14 protein-coding genes are annotated in these 17,216 nt (G+C 61.5%); 10 read left to right on the top strand and 4 right to left on the bottom strand.

Going from position 1 to position 17,216, the window contains the following annotated elements:
* The first annotated feature begins 451 nt into the window (after positions 1-451).
* The 5 genes from ACRQEC_RS07595 (at position 452) to ACRQEC_RS07615 (ending at position 7,701) form a co-directional block, all read left to right on the top strand.
* Positions 452-1,642, top strand: a complete 1,191-nt coding sequence (locus ACRQEC_RS07595) for an NAD-dependent formate dehydrogenase (protein ID WP_026428718.1) — start codon at positions 452-454, stop codon at positions 1,640-1,642.
* A gap of 371 nt (positions 1,643-2,013) precedes the next feature.
* Positions 2,014-4,152 (top strand): CAP domain-containing protein, encoded by a 2,139-nt coding sequence (locus ACRQEC_RS07600; protein ID WP_284890396.1) that lies wholly within the window; start codon positions 2,014-2,016, stop codon positions 4,150-4,152.
* Between the two features lie 277 nt (positions 4,153-4,429).
* The gene (locus ACRQEC_RS07605) at positions 4,430-4,783 is read left to right on the top strand and encodes a hypothetical protein (protein ID WP_284890397.1); all 354 of its coding nucleotides are present in this window, start codon (positions 4,430-4,432) and stop codon (positions 4,781-4,783) included.
* A 70-nt stretch (positions 4,784-4,853) separates the two neighbouring features.
* The gene (locus ACRQEC_RS07610; protein ID WP_284890398.1) at positions 4,854-5,552 is read left to right on the top strand and encodes an ABC transporter ATP-binding protein; all 699 of its coding nucleotides are present in this window, start codon (positions 4,854-4,856) and stop codon (positions 5,550-5,552) included.
* Entirely contained in the window at positions 5,545-7,701 is a 2,157-nt protein-coding gene (locus ACRQEC_RS07615; RefSeq protein WP_284890399.1) for a hypothetical protein, read from the top strand. The genes ACRQEC_RS07610 and ACRQEC_RS07615 overlap by 8 nt, the downstream gene beginning before the upstream one ends.
* Before the next feature lie 68 nt (positions 7,702-7,769).
* Here the strand turns inward: ACRQEC_RS07615 and ACRQEC_RS07620 are convergent, their stop codons facing one another.
* Complete coding sequence (locus tag ACRQEC_RS07620; protein WP_284890400.1) at positions 7,770-8,708, bottom strand: sugar kinase; 939 nt, start codon at positions 8,706-8,708, stop codon at positions 7,770-7,772.
* Positions 8,709-9,108: 400 nt separating this feature from the next.
* On the opposite strand from ACRQEC_RS07620, the gene ACRQEC_RS07625 reads away from it, so the two are divergent.
* From ACRQEC_RS07625 to ACRQEC_RS07645, 5 genes are all read left to right on the top strand, one after another.
* The gene (locus tag ACRQEC_RS07625; RefSeq protein ID WP_284890401.1) at positions 9,109-10,542 is read left to right on the top strand and encodes a sodium/glutamate symporter; all 1,434 of its coding nucleotides are present in this window, start codon (positions 9,109-9,111) and stop codon (positions 10,540-10,542) included.
* Positions 10,543-10,663: 121 nt separating this feature from the next.
* Complete coding sequence (locus ACRQEC_RS07630; protein WP_087071110.1) at positions 10,664-11,404, top strand: CBS domain-containing protein; 741 nt, start codon at positions 10,664-10,666, stop codon at positions 11,402-11,404.
* A 174-nt stretch (positions 11,405-11,578) separates the two neighbouring features.
* A complete protein-coding gene (locus ACRQEC_RS07635) occupies positions 11,579-12,079 on the top strand; it encodes a phage holin family protein (RefSeq protein ID WP_284890402.1) in 501 nt (166 codons plus the stop codon).
* Positions 12,076-12,849 carry a DUF3618 domain-containing protein gene (locus ACRQEC_RS07640; protein ID WP_284890403.1) on the top strand — a complete coding sequence of 258 codons (774 nt, stop codon included), beginning with the start codon at positions 12,076-12,078 and terminating at the stop codon, positions 12,847-12,849. The genes ACRQEC_RS07635 and ACRQEC_RS07640 overlap by 4 nt, the downstream gene beginning before the upstream one ends.
* A gap of 258 nt (positions 12,850-13,107) precedes the next feature.
* Entirely contained in the window at positions 13,108-13,383 is a 276-nt protein-coding gene (locus tag ACRQEC_RS07645) for a DUF3073 domain-containing protein (RefSeq protein ID WP_236624486.1), read from the top strand.
* Positions 13,384-14,217: 834 nt separating this feature from the next.
* On the opposite strand, the gene ACRQEC_RS07650 is transcribed toward ACRQEC_RS07645, so the two are convergent.
* The 3 genes from ACRQEC_RS07650 to ACRQEC_RS07660 form a co-directional block, all read right to left on the bottom strand.
* Positions 14,218-14,592 carry a sterol carrier family protein gene (locus ACRQEC_RS07650; RefSeq protein WP_284890404.1) on the bottom strand — a complete coding sequence of 125 codons (375 nt, stop codon included), beginning with the start codon at positions 14,590-14,592 and terminating at the stop codon, positions 14,218-14,220.
* Between the two features lie 92 nt (positions 14,593-14,684).
* Positions 14,685-16,034 carry an NADP-specific glutamate dehydrogenase gene (gdhA, locus tag ACRQEC_RS07655; RefSeq protein WP_284890405.1) on the bottom strand — a complete coding sequence of 450 codons (1,350 nt, stop codon included), beginning with the start codon at positions 16,032-16,034 and terminating at the stop codon, positions 14,685-14,687.
* 197 nt (positions 16,035-16,231) lie between these two features.
* Positions 16,232-17,182, bottom strand: coding sequence for a phosphoribosylaminoimidazolesuccinocarboxamide synthase (locus tag ACRQEC_RS07660; protein WP_435734867.1), 951 nt, complete (start codon positions 17,180-17,182; stop codon positions 16,232-16,234).
* Positions 17,183-17,216: the final 34 nt, after the last annotated feature.

Here is a 17,216-nt window from a genome sequence, read left to right on the forward strand (position 1 = left end):
GGCGAGTGGTTTAGCGGGGTGCGACATGGATTAATAATACCATCACCAGTAAACTATTTCAAGGACAGTGCACTAGCAGGCCGCAAGCACGTCCATTCCATAACCAACGCAAAGAAGGGTGACCTGTGTTCACGCACCGGCCACCCTTCTTTCGCACCCAAAGCAATCCGAACGCCAACTCTGCCCCGCAACAACCATCACCGAATACATACCTAGGACTAAAGTAGCGATCACCCCACCATCCGATCATGCATTTACAACAATAAATAAGATAATTACGACCGCGTCAGTTAGTGCAGAAACGGCCATATTCCGCGATATTTTTGCGACAGATCACGAAGTTTAGAGACACTTTTGCGAGACTCTTGACACGCCTCACCCACCCGGGACTAAAGTACTAACCGAGCCGGCGAAGTGGCCGGCGACTCACTACTAAAAGAGGTGATTTTTAATGGCGAAAATTCTGATGGTGCTGTACCCGGATCCCGTGGACGGCTTCCCGCCCAAGTACATTCGCGATTCCATCCCCACGATCGATTGCTACCCGGGTGGCTCCAGCACTCCTACGCCGTCGGGCATCGATTTCACCCCGGGCGAGATGGTGGCGTGCGTCTCCGGCGCCCTGGGCCTGAAGAAGTGGGCCGCGGATAACGGTCACGAACTCATCGTCACCTCCGATAAGGAAGGCGAGAACTCGGAATTCGAGAAGCACCTCCCCGATGCGGACGTGGTTATCTCCCAGCCGTTCTGGCCCGCCTACCTGGGCAAGGATCGCCTGGAGAAGGCCAAGAACCTCAAGCTGGCCATCACCGCCGGCGTGGGCTCCGATCACGTGGATCTCACCGAAGCGATGAAGCGCAATATCACGGTTGCTGAGGTCACCTACTCGAATTCGATTTCGGTGGCCGAGCACGCGGCCATGACCATCCTCAATCTGGTGCGCAACTTTGTTCCCGCCCACCGCATCGTCACCGACGAAAAGGGTTGGAACATCGCCGATGCCGTGAAGTGGTCCTATGACCTGGAAGGCATGGACGTGGGTGTTATCGCCGCCGGGCGTATCGGCCGCGCCCTGCTCAAGCGCATGAAGCCCTTCGATGTGAACCTGCACTACTACGATCTGTACCGCCTCGATCCGAAGACGGAGAAGGAACTCGGCGCCACCTACCACGAGACCGTTGAGGACCTCATGCGTAGCGTGGACGTGGTGTCCATCCACTCCCCGCTCACCTCGGATACCTACCATATGGTGGACGAGAAGATGATCAACTCGATGCGCCGCGGTTCCTACATCGTGAACACCGCCCGCGCGGAGATCGTGGTGCGCGACGACATTGTCAAGGCCCTCGAATCCGGCCAGCTCGGCGGCTACGGCGGGGACGTGTGGTACCCGCAGCCCCCGGCCGAGGATCACCCGTGGCGCACCATGCCGCGCAACGCGATGACCCCTCACACCTCCGGTTCCTCGCTGTCCGCACAGACTCGCTACGCTGCCGGCACCCGCGAAATCCTCGAAGATTTCTTCGCTGGCCGCCAGCTGCGCGATTCCTACATTATCGTCCAGGGTGGGGCGCTCGCCGGAACCGGCGCGAAGTCCTACACCACCGACGGTAAGGCCAGCCCCGGATCCACCGGTAAGTAAAGGTAGAGCGTTCTCGCTCTATTTCTAGCTCTCGCAAGTCCTGAACTCTCCATTGGCGCCGCGTTGCGAACCGCGATCTCCCTCGGGAATCCAATTCGCTCCGCGGCGCCGGTGTCGTGTGTGGGTGTTTTCTATTCCGCCGCACGGCCGCCTTTCACGCGAGCCAGCTTCTTCCCACTATGCGTCCGGCGTACGCCCAGGAACGGCCACTAACCTGCGCTCCGGGAATTATCCCTTTCACTTTCACGGTCGAAACAGAAAGAGACTCTTATGCGCACATCGGCACTCCTCATGACGGGGGCTCTGCTGGTCCCGCTCCCGCCGCCGCCAGCGACATCGCGCCAGGTAGTAATGCCGCAACCCAGCTCGCCGTGGCTTGTGCCCGGCTCACCGCCGCGATTAAAGCCCGGGACGCCATCCTCGCGGAAATAAAAGCGAGCGGCGCGAGCCTCGCGGATATTCAGAGCGCCGCGCAGGATTACGCACGGGCAAACGCGCAGGTGGAGGCCGCGCAACAGGCTTATGATGCCGCGGTAGCGAAAGCTTCCGGTTTCGATTCCGCAAAGAAGGGGTACGACGACGCAGCTTCCGTCATGCCCCAACTCACCAAGAACGCTGAGTCCGCGCTGGCCCGCCGCGATGCCGCGCAGGCCGCCTACGATAAGGCGATTGCACCCAATCCCGAAGCGGCCAAAGCTGCCCAGGAAAAAGTGGATGCCGCTCGGACCAAGCTCGAAGAATCCAAGGCTGCGGCGAAAGCGCAGTGGGACCGGGGAGCCCTCGGGTTTTACGAAGCCCGCAGCGCCCAGAAAGCCCTCGATGTTTTCAGTACCAATACGGAGTACCAGGGTAAGCCGCTGGCTTCCTATACCCACCCGGGCGCAGCCGATGACGCCACGAACCTGGATTCCATGGCGACAACCCTGAGCCTCATTACGAAGATCAACGAGCTGCGCGCCACGCACCAGCTTGAGCCGCTCAAGGTCACGGACTACCTCATGGCGGTTGCCCAGCTGCAGGTTAATGCGCAATCCCGCACCAATAAAATGGCGCATATTAAGGCGTTCAACGTGGCAGAAAACCTTGCCTCCGCGAACTATCCCGGCGATGAGCTTTCCCTCAAGCTCTGGTATCACAACGAAAAGGCACTCCACGATCAGGGCGTCACGGACTTCGCGAAAGTCGGGCATTACCTTAATATTGTCAATCCCAATTACTCCGTGACGGGGATAGCTTTCGCCCCTAATATCCAGGCGAATACTTTCGATCACACGCCTCTGTACGGGGATCGCTCCGAAGCGCAAACGGTTGCTGACTACTCCGCCGCATTGCAGCGCTATATGGATGGCCTCAAGGATGAGATGGCTCAGGGATCCTCCGTGGCTCGCACGGCTCTGGCAGATGCCACGGCCGAACTCGAAGCCGCCACCAAGGGCGATCCCGAATCCTTGGAGGGTCAAATCGCGAAAACGCAACTCGAGACCGCTGCCCGAGAGTACGAAGAGGCCAAGGCCGCGCTCGATACCGCGCAGGCCAAGCTCACGGCCGCGACCGCAGCTTATGAGAGCGCGAAGGCCGCGAAGGAAACCGTCCAGAAACTAGCCGAGCAGCTCACCGCCGCTCAGGGCGAGCGGGATCGCGCCGCCGCCCGTGCCGCGCAGCTCTGGGAATTCGGCGAGCGGCTCGCCGCCGCGGAAGCCGATGTGGCGCGCGCCCAGGCCGATGTAGATCGCCTCTCCCCCACGCCGAAGCCCGCGCCGGACCAGCCCAAACCCGCGCCCACACCCGGCGCGCCCGGCACGAACGCGCCCACTCCCAGCAACCCCGCCACCGGCAACGTCTTCTACGTCTCCAATGATTGGACCTCACGCGAGGCCGCCAGCGTATTTTCCTATGGGCGAGCCGGCGATGAGGTGCTCGTCGGCGATTGGGACGGCGATGGTAAGGATACGTTCGCGGTGCGCCGCGGCAACAAGATCTACGTCAAGAACAGCGTGGATGGCGGGGCCGCCGATGTGGAATTCGCCTACGGTCGCGCCGGCGATGAGATCCTGGTGGGCGATTTCGATGGCGACGGTAAAGATACCTTCGCGGTGCGGCGGGGCAATACTTTCTATGTCCTCAATTCCTTGCACGGCGGGGAGGCCGACCGGGTGGTCCACTACGGGCGTGCGGGCGACACCGTCCTCACCGGCGATTTCGACGGGGACGGCAAGGATACGTTCGCGGTGCGCCGCGGCAACCTGTACTACGTCAAGAACGCCATCGCGGGCGGCGCAGCGGATACCGTTTTTTCTTACGGCCGTGCCGGTGACGCCACAATTTTGGGTGATTTTAACGGCGACGGCGTAGATACGCTGGCGGTGCGCCGGGGCAATACCGTTTATGTGAAGAACTCGCTGGCCGCTGGTGAAGCAGACCAGGTCCTCACCTACGGGCGCACCTCCGATCAGCTCTTCGTGGGCGACTGGGACGGCAACGGCACTGACACCCCCGCCGTCCGCCGCTAAGCTCCACACCTGAAGAATATCTCCGTACCGGAGTTCCCTTGACCTGGAACCACTTACGGCTCTTCCGCCCTCATCGCTTCATTGGGATGAGGGCGGAAATTTTGCGCCGTCGCCAACGGTTTTATGAAAGACGCAAAATCCTGATTCCGCACCACCGCAACAACCGAACAAAATACTCACATACCGTTCTATTAATTAACTGTTGACTCCGCTTTCCAGTACTTTATAGGCTTCTTATAACCTCAACGATGAGGTATCGATAGCAGAGGAGCTATAAATGAAATACAAGAGAATCACAGCAGCACTGGCCCTTCTTGGGTGCTCGGTTGCCCTTCTACCCGCGGCTAACGCGCGAACCGCTTATTTCGTCAAAGACAACGGTGTTGTTTCCGCCTCCATCTGGACGACTAACAACGAACAAACCGTTAATGTCGAAGACGAAGCACCCGATGATCGCTGGGTACTTGGCAATTACACCCGTATGGGACATGGGGACAACGTCCGCCAGGTTGTCAACCGTTCCGGTTACGGAGCAGTTGTCACCCGCAACGCTGGCGGTACGGTTTCATCCGTACAAGCTTGCCAATCCGGTGCCGGATTAGCACCCATGCAATGCGGCCAGTGGAAGTAACCCGATAACACACGAGGTGGGGGAATAGCTCATATAGTTATTCCCCCACCGCATAAGAGAAGGACCACCCATGGGCAGCAAACTCACAGTCACTAACCTCGCAATGCAGGTAGGAGACCGCCAGCTATTCAGCGGGGTTTCTTTCTCACTAGCCTCCGGCGAAAGCCTCGCGCTCCTTGGGAAAACCGGGATTGGCAAAACTACGCTGCTTAACGGAATCCTGGGCTTTCTCCCTCTCGCATTCGGGAGTGTTGAGATCGACGGCGTGCCTATCGAATTTGGCGATAAAGAAAAACAGCGTGCATTCCGCCGGAAATTCTTTGGGGTGGTCTATCAAAATGCCGAACTTTACGGCCCCATGAGCGCGGTGGAAAACGTCGCGCTTCCGCTCCTCTTTTCCGATGATAAGGAAGTGCGGAAATACGCCATTGACCGGGCCCGCACATTATTAGAAGAACTGGAAGTCGAATCTATTCATATCCCCGCTTCCCAGCTCTCCGGAGGGGAACGGCAACGCACATCTTTGGCCCGTGCACTCATCACCGAACCGAAGTTCATTCTTGCGGATGAACCGACCGGCAATCTTGATGATCTCACCAAAAATCGCGTCGCGGACTTGCTCTTCGAAAAGCAGCGGCGCCACGGCTTCGGTATTCTTTTCGTTACTCACGATCATGAGCTGGCCCGCCAAGCCGATGCCCATGCGTTCCTCACTCAACAAGGGCTCCGCGATTCCCAGGCCTCCGGGAACGGTGATGGCCATGAGTGACCCGCTTTCCGCAATTATTCGCATGCCCACCTGGAGGCGCCTCTGCCTCGCATTTTTTGTTAGCGCTTTTATTCTGGCAGTAACCAGCATCGGCATGGTTAGCGCAGGTTATAGCGGTGCCGCTCAGCGCAGCCCCATCCCCGCGGGAGTACCCGCTCAGAGCGACGCGGATACCATCGCACTTTTCAGTTACGGATGGGATTCTCTGGAAACTGAACAATACGGTGTTTACTACTACATCCGCACAAATGATGCCGCTCCCCCACCGCCAGGCTTAGATTCATGGCCGACTCCTGGATCAACCGCGGTTTCTCCCGAGCTTTACGAAGCCCTCAGTAGCGAGCGCGGACCTTCTTCCACCCAAAATACGGTCGTCATTGCACCACAGTTTTTGACACAGCCAACTGAAAAACTGGCCTACGTCTTCCCATCCCCCGAACAAGCCCAGCTTGATAAGTTCACTCCGATTTCGGCCTACGGCGGCAATCTGGCTTCGGTCAGTGAAATGCTTAATTACCAGAATATGTGGATGTTGCAGGCTGTTTTCGCACTCATGTTTATCCCCGCCGCAGCCCTGGGGATCTTCACCGCCGCTCGCATCAACCATCAGCGCTGGAAGGACCTGTCCCGAGTTTTCCGCGTCCTCGCGCTTCCCCATCGCGATTTACGCGCTCTGATTCTTCGATACGTGATGCCCAGCCTGCTCTACGGGGTTGCCGGAGCGGTCATTATCCTAGCGCTCTTCTGCACGCTGCCGATCCGCCTGCCGTTCACCGGCTTCATCACCACACCCTCCGATTACAGATCCGCGTTAGTTGTGCTCCTTCTCCTCGCGACGCTAGGACTGCTATGCGCCGCATTCCTGACCGTGAGCGCCATCGCTACGCACCTGAATAAAACATCAGGAACAGCTCACCGCAGCTCGGAATTACGCTGGTACCACTATGTCTGCGCCCTGGTTTTCCTCACGATTCTATGCGGGTTAATCCCCCTCGTTTCACTCCTATCCGATATTCCCGTCATTGAACTAACGACGATCATCTACGCAGCATGCACAATTGTGGCGTGTATCGTTCTCCCCGGAACTATCACGCTTATCTCGGCACTCACGGGCAGGCTCACCGCCGCGCTCGGAAAACGCCGCCACGCCGGCGCACTCCTCCTGGTCGGAACGGCGCTGCGCAGCGCGCCACGTATGGCTGGTAAAACTGCAACAATCCTCGCCTTCGCCCTGTTCTTCGTATCCCAACTCCAGTTGTGGCAGGGGACTCTGGGCCGCGATTCGCGGGGAATCGAGATATACCAGGCTCAATTCGGACATATTCTCGAGGGTGACGACGACGCTCCAGCCGTCCTCGCGCACTTCCGCACGGGTTTGGATCAGATTCCAGAAGCCACCTGGGTTCTCATGTATATGGATCGGGCAGAGAGCGGTGATCGCGAACTGACGGTCTCCGCAACAGAAGAGAATCTTCGGAAACTGGGAGTTGCTGCCGGCACCGTTCACGAACTCAACGGCAATTCTTCCCCTTCCGACTCAATTCTGGAACAGCGTGCGAGCCTGTTACGGGTGGAGCGAGTGTATTACACCTCCCTCACGGAAGCTCATCCGGAAAGCCGCTTGGCTCTTTATTCGGACGGGATCCACCGTTTTGACGGGAAACAGGTCATCGAGCTCGGCCGGAGCGTTGCACCTTTCTACAGGTTTGACACTCCCGCTTCTTCCTCGGTAATCGGATCGCAACGTCTCATCCACCAGGGTCACTGGCTGACATTCGCAACGGTGGGAGGATGTATTCTCCTCACCTTGGCGACTCTCATCTGGACGGCTTCTCAAGCACGACTGAAGCCAGAGGAATGCGGCCCACTTGCCATAAGCAATGTTCCCCGCTCGGCCACCCGCAGACTCACGATGTCCAGATTTATGGTTCCGGTATGGATCGCCATCGCGCTCTCCTTCCCCATGACCTACGTTTTTGGCTACATCCACATCGACCCACTTTTCGGCGTAACTATCCCCTGGCCGGCACTCCTGGCAAGCGCAGCATGCGTGGTGCTATGCGCCTGGATCATCGGTCACTATGTGGCTAAGGCGTCCGCAAATACCGCGGATACCTGGATTCCCGGCCGGAGCCAAGGCGAGCTTTAGCTCACGTGCCCGCCAACTCGCTTTGGCTGGCCCGCCCGCCAACCCGGCGTGCCAGCCAACCCGCCGCGCTAGCGCGCCACTTCGCCGCCGGAGATCTCCGCGATGGTGAGTTCTTCGCGGGTGGGCCCGCCTTCCCAATCGCCGATGGTGCCCACAGCGAAGGCCCCCAGGAGGTGCCCGCGGTCCAGGCGCTCCGCGAAGGACAGCCCCTCGAGCCACCCGGAAAGATAACCGGCCACGAAGGCGTCACCAGCCCCGATGGTATCCACAACGGTCACCCGCCGCCCGGGTCGTTCTACCGACTCGGTGGGGGTGGTCACGCGCGCCGTCGTCGAATCTTTCCACACCACTTCCGAAACGCCCCAGTCCAGCAGGCGCTGAGTCGCCGCGGCCACCTCGGATTCGCCGGTGAGCAGCTCCAGTTCCTCCGTACCGCCGAAGACCACATGAGCCCCGCGCGCGATTTGCGCGAGCACCGGCGCTGCCTCCGTCGCATCCCACAGGCGCGAGCGGAAATTGACGTCGAACGACACCGGCACCCCGCGCTCCCCGGCCAGCTCCACGGCGAGCATCGTGGCGGCGCGCGCTTCCTCCCCGAGCGCCGGGGTGATGCCCGTCAGGTGCACGATTTTTGGCTCCAGCTCAAACATGGCGCGGATCTGATCAGGGGTAATGAGGCGCCCCGCGGAAAACTTACGATGGTAATCCACCGCGAACGTGCCCAGCCCGGCGTGGCGCGAGACCAGCACCCCGGTGGGCGCGGTGGTGATCTGGCGAGCGTGATCCCAGCGCACGCCCTCGCCGCGCAGGGTCCGCATAATCATGTAACCAAATAGGTCCTTGCCGACGCTCCCGACCCACGCGGTGGAATGCCCCAACCGCGCCATCCCGATGGCCACATTCGTTTCCGCGCCGCCGAAGGACGCGCGCGGCCGCGCCCCGATCTGCGGGGATTCCGTAAAGGTCAGAGCCCCCATCGATTCGCCGAAAGTCACCAGATCCGTCATATTTTTCCTCCTTGATGACGACGCCGCCCGCGCCCCGCCGCCCCGGCCTTGAGTGCCGGGGTCGCGCGCGTGGCGGTCACCATAGCCATCATATCGAGGGGAAGTCCGCGCGGGAGAAGAGGCCCGGCGTCGTCGTTAAGAAAAGGAAAAGCGCGGCGACCGGGCCGCACGGGGACGTGAACGGGCCGCGAGCGCGCGCGTGAATCTCGGCACATCGCAGCCCTCAGCACCGCACCTAACTAAAACATCGCCGTAGTTTTACTGTATCTTTACTAATGGGAGTGGGTTCCACGCACCCTTCCCGCAAGCTTCGCGTGAATCGCGCGGGCCCGGGCAGATCGCAGACCGCGAGCGCCCGCGCATCGCGCCAAGCGCACCTATCGCAACCGTAGGAGGGACGATGAACGCATATACGCCGTGGACCATGCTGGTCGATGCCGGAATGATTGGTCTGCTGCTCGCCATTGGGGTGTTTCTGCGCGCCCGGGTGAAGTGGCTGCAGAATATGCTGGTTCCCGCCTCGGTGATTGCCGGTGCGCTGGGGCTGGTGCTCGGTCCGAATGTGCTGGGGGCGGTGGCGGAAAGCCGCGGCTGGCATATCGGGTCGTGGCAGGTGACCGGGATTCCGTTCTCCGAGCATATGGGCACGTACGCCTCGATTCTTATTGTTATTGTGTTTGCCTGCATGGCCCTCACCGATGATTTCGATATTCGCAAAGTCAATAAAGCGGTGGGCGGTTTCGCATCCTACGGGGTGCTTATGTACGGGGCGCAGGTGGCGCTCGGTATGGCGTTCGCGCTGCTGTTCCTCACCCCGGTGCTCGGTTCGCCGGATGTGCTGGGCATTATGCTGTTCACCGGCTGGGCGGGCGGTTTTGGTACCGCGGCGGCCGTGGGCAATATTTACGCGGAAAATGGGCAGCCGGAAGTGGCCTCGCTGGCTTTCACCTCGGCCACGGTGGGGTTGCTGGTCGGGGTGGTCGGCGGGATTATCCTCGCGAAATTCGGGGCGCGGCGCGGGCAGGCCAAGGCTTTCCGCGGCATGGATTCCCTGCCCGATGAGCTCCTCACCGGGGTGCTCGACGCCAATAAGCGCCGTCCGGCCCTGGGCTACCACACCTTCTCCGGCGGTTCGATTGAGACGCTCTCCTTCGAGGTGGGGATTGTGAGCCTGGTGGCGGTGGCCGGCTACGGCATTGGTCAGCTCCTCAAGCACCTGTTCCCCGGTATTTCCTTCCCGCTTTTCGCCATCGCTTTCCTGGTGGGGATCGTGGTGCGGATTGTGATGAACGGGGTGGGGGCCTCCCACCTGCTCGATGCGGGCACGCTGCGCTCGGTTTCCGGGCTGTGCACAGACATTCTGATTGTGTGCGGTATTGCTTCGATTCAGCCGGAATTTGTTTCCGACCACCTGCTGGCCCTCGGGTTACTGTTCCTCTTCGGTCTTATTTTGTGCACGTTTTTGGGCCTGGTGGTGGCTCCGCGGCTTATGGGCGAGGGATGGTTCGAACGTCAGCTCTTCACCTGGGGGTGGGCGACCGGCTCGGTTTCCACCGGCCTGGCGCTGCTGCGCATTGTGGATCCCAAGCTGGAATCGGGCACCATTGAGCAATTCGGTTACGCCTATCTGCCGGTGGTTCCGGTGGAGATTTCCGCGGTGTCCTTCGTGCCGGTTATGGCGCTGGCCGGGATGGGCTGGGCCGTGGTGGGCGTCTGGGGTGCCATCGCGGTGCTCGGGTTGCTCGGCGGCTGGTGGGTGGTGCGCTCCGGGCACGCGAATACCCACGGCGAGCCCGGTCCGGTGGGCACCCTGGGTACCGGGTTTACCGGGTAGCGCGTTTCGGCTCGCGTGCGGTTCGCCTGGGGTTCGCGTGCGGTTGCACGGTTGCACGGTTGCACGGTTCGCCCACCCACTCCAATCCGTGCAACGCGGCCCGCTTCGCTACCATGGTGGCATGAACGACGACGCTGCCACCTCCCCGACCGCGAACTCTCTCACCCAGCGTTTCCTCTCCGCCGTGGAAGACCTCCGGGCTGAGCTCGATCATGCCACCGGCCTGGATTCGCGTGGTTTCGGGGATGCCTGGGCGAAGGCGTACGAAAAGCGGGTTCCCGCCGTCGTTCGCAATAACAACCTGGGCGAGGTACTGCGCAATCTGCGCAATACCATCGCGCATAACAACTACAAGAACGGCCAACCCATTGCCACCCCGCGCGCGGACCTGGTCGAAGCCGCCGAGCGGCTACTTTTCCAGGTGCGCAACGAACCGCAGATCCAAAACTTCATGATTCACGACGTCGCGACCGTCTCTCCCGTGGATACTTTCGCTACCGTCGCCGCTATTCTCGACGCGCACGGCTACGCCCAGCTTCCGGTAGTGGATGGCTCCACGATTATCGGGCTGCTCACCACCAATATGGTGGCCCGCTGGGTGTCCGGAATGGTGACTGCCGGGAAAGAATCCCAGCTGGCCGACGTTCCGGCCGGGGATATCCTCGCCCACAGCGGCACGCACGACGCTCCCCTCTACGCCAAACCTTCTGATAGGGCCATGGCAGTATGTACAGCTCTGACCGACCGCGGCCATCCCGCAGTGCTCATCACTCGCACCGGGGATGCCACCGGGGTGCTTATCGGGCTGGTGGCCCGCGCGGATGTGGGGCGGATTTTCAGGGACATCGCCATCGCAAGGTAAGCGGGCGGGGCGAGAGGCTGCGGCGGCGTCGTACTATTCTGTGGTGCGGCGGCGCGAAACCGCTGCGCCCTCGCTCATGAAGAAATTTCCGCTCTCCCGTTTCTATTTAAAGCTTTCTACGGCACACTAGAATGTATCTATCGCCACGTTATTGGCTGACGCAAAGGGGATGTGATGGCGCAAAAAGATGTTGAGAACGCACGGGCAAGCACCACCGGGCCGCTTCCGGGCTCCGGCTACGTGGCGTCCTCCTCGGAAGAAGCGCGGGCAGCCGCGGCGCGCGAACCGAACCGCCGGACCGTGGGCGAATTGTTTTCCTCCGCCACGGCGCAATTCTCCACCCTGGTCCGCGACGAAATTCAGTACACCCAGGCCAGTCTCAAGCACAAGGTCCTCAACCTCGGGATGGGCGGGGTGCTCCTCGCGGTGGCCGGGGTGCTGGCCCTGTTCATGCTCGGGTTCCTGCTGCACGCGGCGGCGGCCTTCTTTACGGTTGTGTTCGGCGGGCGCTGGTGGGCCGGCTACCTGACGGTTGCCGGAATTCTGCTCCTTATTATTGCGGTGCTCGCGCTGCTGGGGCTGCGCAAACTCAAGAAATCCGGAAAGTATCCAACTAATCTTGTTGGCGGCCTGAGCAAGGACGTCGACGCCGTGAAGAAAGGCCTGTCGAAGTGAGCGCTTCCGATAACCGTAAACCTGAGGACATCCAGCGCGATATCGAGCGCACCCGCGCGGAACTGACCGCCACCGTCAATGAGCTGGTGGATCGCCTGGATCCGCGCACAAATATCAAGAACGCGACCGACGCCGCGAAGGACAAGGTGGCCACCACCACGGCCACGCTCAAGGACAAGGCCTCCGCTTTTGCCGAGGCGGCGAAGGATAAGGCTTCAGCTTTCGCGGATAGTGCGAAGAGCACCGCGGCGGACGCCTCCGCCAAAGCCTCCGCGAAAGCCTCGGATTTCGCGCATACCGCGAAGGCGAAGGTGAACGACCTGGCCGATTCCGCGAAGGAACACCTCGCGGGCGCGGGCCTAGGCGGAGGTGCTGACGGGGCTGGTGCTGACGGTGCCGATTTCGGCGAGCCGTGTGGCTGCGGTTGCGCGGATGCTGATGTTGAGGCGGTTACTGAAGGCGCCGCGTGCGGTGGCGGTTGCGGTTGCGGCGGGGCTTGCGGTGGCGCGCATCATTACGACGACGCCGCTACCGGCCACGGGTGCTCAGGCCGCTGTTCCGCTGGTCATTTCTCCGCTGGTGGCGGCGCTGCCAGTCATTCCTTTGCCGGAATTCCCTCGGCCGCGCAAGTAGCCCAGGATGTTATTGACGATGCTCGACGCGGGGAACAAACCGGGCTCGCCGTGGTGGCTGGCCTCGGGATTGCCACCCTGGGTGCGGTCACGCTGCTAGGCAGCGCCCTCTTCGGGCGCGGGCGCCGGCGCAAGTAACCGCGTGGCGGGCCGGTTCACGGAAGATTTCCGCGGGCTGGCCTGTGCGGGCCAGCCTTATGTGAGTGTCGGCCTGTGCGGGGAGTCGAGCGTGGCGCGCGACACCTGTCGCACGACTTATGGCCCGCAACGGGCCATCTACCTGGGAAAGGTGAGGAGCGCCGTACTCTTTCCGCGTATGTCACATAGCCATATATAGGCCATAGCGGCTAATATAGGTCACGAAATAGTAAACCGGGCCAGATGAGCCCAGATGAGATGAAGGGGGTCGAGCTCATGGGGCGCGGCCGTCAGAAGGCTAAGCAGCGTAAGGTAGCCCGGAATCTCAAGTACTTTACACCGGATACTGATTACGCCGCTCTCGAGCGTGAGCTGGGTATTAATCGTGATGAGCGCCAGGAATCCCACTACGATTCCTCGGATGATCCGTATGCTCGTTACGCCGACTACGCAGATTACGACGAGTCAGATGACAATGACGATGACTGGGCGGATGATTACGATCCGAACAATATTCCACCAGCCACCAAATAGGTACTCATTCCTGTAACGAACGTGCCGGCGGCCCCAGGGCTGCCGGCACAATTGTTTCCAAAGAACAGGGCATCAGCATGGAAACCGGCCGAAACAACGAAATGCAACGGCAACTACATTAACTTTCCCAAATCGTGCGCTGGTGTTACTTTCTGTAAGCTCACGTCTCGAGGCGTTGCATTCTGAAGAGAGCCCTCGCCGGAAGGTTGCTTTTTGCGAGAGTGCGTGTCGAGGCGTTGCTTTTTACACCCATTCGGGTTGGGATGTTGCTTTCTGTTTGCCACCTCGGCAGGGCGTTGCTTTTTGCGACGCCAGCGGCGACACTGACCGCTCTCAATCACGCCGGCTCACAAAGTGGTACTGGAGCTACAGCCAGGACCCGATTTTCTGTCGTGCAGTACCACTCTGTAAGGCCCGCTGTCCAGTACCACTTTGTCTCCGCACCGCGGGCCTGGTGGCCAGCCACCACCCGGAACCGATCTGACATCTGGCGGCCCGGGCCCGCCCAGCCCGGGCGAGTCCAGCCCAACCCCGAAAACAAAGTGCGCGTAAGAGCACCGTTTCGGAGCGAATTCGTGTCTCTAACGCGCACTTGACGAGGGTGACGGTTCGAAATGCACGTTTTGCGGCCGTGAAGCTTGAGAACGACTCACTCCACCTGCCCCGCGCCGGCCGGTGCGGGTATGTTTTTCCGAGATGTACTTCGCATGTACAACATCTGCACTACAGCTCAGACAACACATACCACCCCGGCGGAGACCCGTGTGACTATTGAGACTCCAGAGGCTTGTGCGACTTATGGGATTACCGCGCGCGGCACTCCACACCCTCGGCTCAGTGATCCGCACCGGCCACATGCACCAGGGGGAGAAACTCGGAGAGGTTCGCGCGGGTTCCGGAGGCGTCCACCCGCCCGGAAGCCACGGCATCATCCCAGTTCAGAGTCCCTACACACAATCCTAGGAACGTGCCCGCATCGCATTCGACCACATTCGGCGGGGTACCGCGCCGATGGCGCACCCCGGCAACCGCCTGCACCGCGCCAACATATGGAACCCGGATTTCCACCGCGTGCCCGGGATGCCGCGCCGCGAGTTCCTCGAGAAGGAAGCGCACGGCCGTACGCGATTCACTCGCGCTGAGCTCCTCACCTGCGCGAAAGCGGGCGAGGAGGGGCAGCGCGTCCGCGCTATCGATTTTTCGTGTCACAGATCCACTCTACGACGCCTTGGATGACAACGGCACCTAAGGTACGACGGCGCCGCCGGGAGCGCGCCCGCGGCGCCCGGCGCACGCCGCCCTTAGATCACACCCTGGGCGATCATCGCCTCGGCGACCATCTCGAAACCCGCGGCATTGGCGCCGACCACGTAGTTGCCTTCGTGGCCGTAGCGGGCGGCGGCATCCAGGGAGGTGTCGTGGATATCGCGCATGATGTCGTGCAGTTTGGCATCCACCTTCTCGAAGCTCCAGCTTTGCCGCGCGGAATTCTGCTGCATTTCCAGCGCGGAGGTAGCAACCCCGCCGGCGTTCGCGGCCTTACCGGGGGCGAAAAGCACCCCGTTTTCCTGGAGCAGGTGGGTAGCTTCCAGGGTGGTGGGCATATTCGCGCCTTCCACCACCGCGCGCACTCCCCCGTTGAGAAGCTGGCGCGCATCGGCCTCGTTGAGTTCGTTCTGGGTAGCGCACGGGAAAGCGATATCCGCGCGAATCCCCAGTTCAGCCAGGTCCCACACCTTCGCTCCGGCCTGGTAACGCGCGCCGGGGCGCTGCGCCGCGTAATCAGAGACCCGCCCGCGCAGATCTTCCTTAATATGGCGAAGCAGCTCGACGTCGATGCCGGCGTCGTCGTACACCATCCCGGAAGAATCCGAGGCCGTGACCACGCGCGCGCCCATCTGCTGCGCCTTCGCGATCGCGTACAGCGCGACGTTCCCGGAACCGGAGACGATCGCGGTGCGCCCGTCCAAACTTTCCCCGCGCGCGGCGAGCATAGCGTCCGCGAAATAGACCGCGCCGTAGCCGGTGGCTTCGGTGCGGGCGAGCGAGCCGCCGAAGCCGAGGCCCTTGCCGGTGAGCACGCCGGCGTCGAAAGTATCGCGGATGCGGCGGTACTGGCCGAACAGGTAGCCGATTTCGCGCCCGCCCACGCCGATGTCGCCGGCGGGAACGTCAATATCGGGGCCGATGTGGCGTTGCAATTCGGTCATGAAGGACTGGCAGAAGCGCATCACTTCGTTATCGCTTTTGCCTTTGGGGTCGAAATTCGCGCCGCCTTTGGCGCCGCCGATGTGCTGGCGGGTTAGCGCGTTTTTGAAGATTTGCTCGAAGCCGAGGAATTTGAGCATGCCCAGGTAGACGGTGGGGTGGAAGCGCAGGCCGCCTTTGTAGGGGCCGAGCGCGGAGTTGAATTGCACCCGGTAGCCTTTATTGACGCGAATCTTGCCGGCGTCATCGACCCACGGCACGCGGAAGGCGATAATGCGTTCGGGTTCAACCAGCCGTTCCAGGATGGCTTGGTCGGCGTACTCGGGGTGAGCCGCGAGGACCGGAGCGATGGAATCGAAAACTTCGCGCACGGCCTGATGGAATTCGGGTTCGCCCGGATTGGCGGCGACGACCTGATCGTAAACTTTATTCGCGTAATGCATATCAAAATGGTAAAACGTCCGGGTGCTTTCGCGGTATGATTTCGAAGCTCGAACACCACTCCGCGGTGCACGTCACATTGAGGTGCGGTGCGCGCGGGGTTCGTGTAGAACGACGACGGCGCCACCGGGCAGCCGCCACCCCGGCGCGTAAAGTGAGTGCGGCGCGCGCCCATCGCTGCGCCGCCGAGCCGCCGCACTTAGTGCCCGGGCCAGCGCTCCCCGGTGAGCATTTCGCATACGCGCAGGTAGCGCTCGCGAATATCGGCCACCACGGCGGCGGGGAGGGCCGGCGGCTGGGTGCCTTGCTCCGCATTCCACCCGGATTGGGCGGACATGAGCCAGACCTGCGCGGCGTCTTTATCGAAGGGGCGCAGCGCCTCCGGGGTGGGCAGCGCCTCCCCGGATTTCACCGCGCGGTAGTCGATGGAGAGCCAGTAGTGGGCGGTATCCGGGGTGAAGGCTTCGTCGGCCAGGATGAGGCGGCTGGAGCCGGCATCCATATCCGTGCCGAATTCCAGTTTGGCATCCGCGAGCACCAGCCCGCGGGCCAGCGCGATGGCGTGGGCGTGCCGGTAAAGGTTGAGGGCCAGCACGCGCACCCGTTCCGCGGTGCTCTCCCCCACCCGCCGCATGAATTCATCCCACGGGATGGGGATATCCGGGCAGCCGGGCCGGCGCTTTTCCGCGATTCCGACCCACGGTAGTTCCAGCTTGGCGCCGAGCTCAATAGCGCCGTCGTACCGCATGGCATCGAGAGTGCCGAGGGTTTCGAGGGAGCGGACCGCACCGGCGGTCAGATAACCACGCACCAGCACTTCGTAGGGGAGCATGCGCAGGGCTCGCACCAGGATGCCGCGCGCGGCGATGTCCCGCGGGACGCCGCCGGGCAGGTAGTGACTTTCCGCGATGTCCCCGGTGCGGTCGAACCACCAGCGGGCGATCCGGGTGAGGATTTCGCCTTTGTCCGGAATGAATGTGGGAACAACGTGGTCGAATGCGGCGATGCGATCCGAAGCCACAATGAGATAGGTATCCATCCCGGCCATCGCGCCCCCGGGCACGGGCCAGTACAAATCGTGCACCTTCCCGGAATAGGTGCGTTGCCATCCCCGAATGGGGACAAGGCTACCTGTGGTGTATGTAGACATTCCCGCCCCTCAATCTCTTCACGCGGGAGGCTCC

The sequence above is a fragment of the Actinotignum saccati genome (assembly GCF_051265055.1).
Classification (GTDB): Bacteria; Actinomycetota; Actinomycetes; order Actinomycetales; family Actinomycetaceae; genus Actinotignum.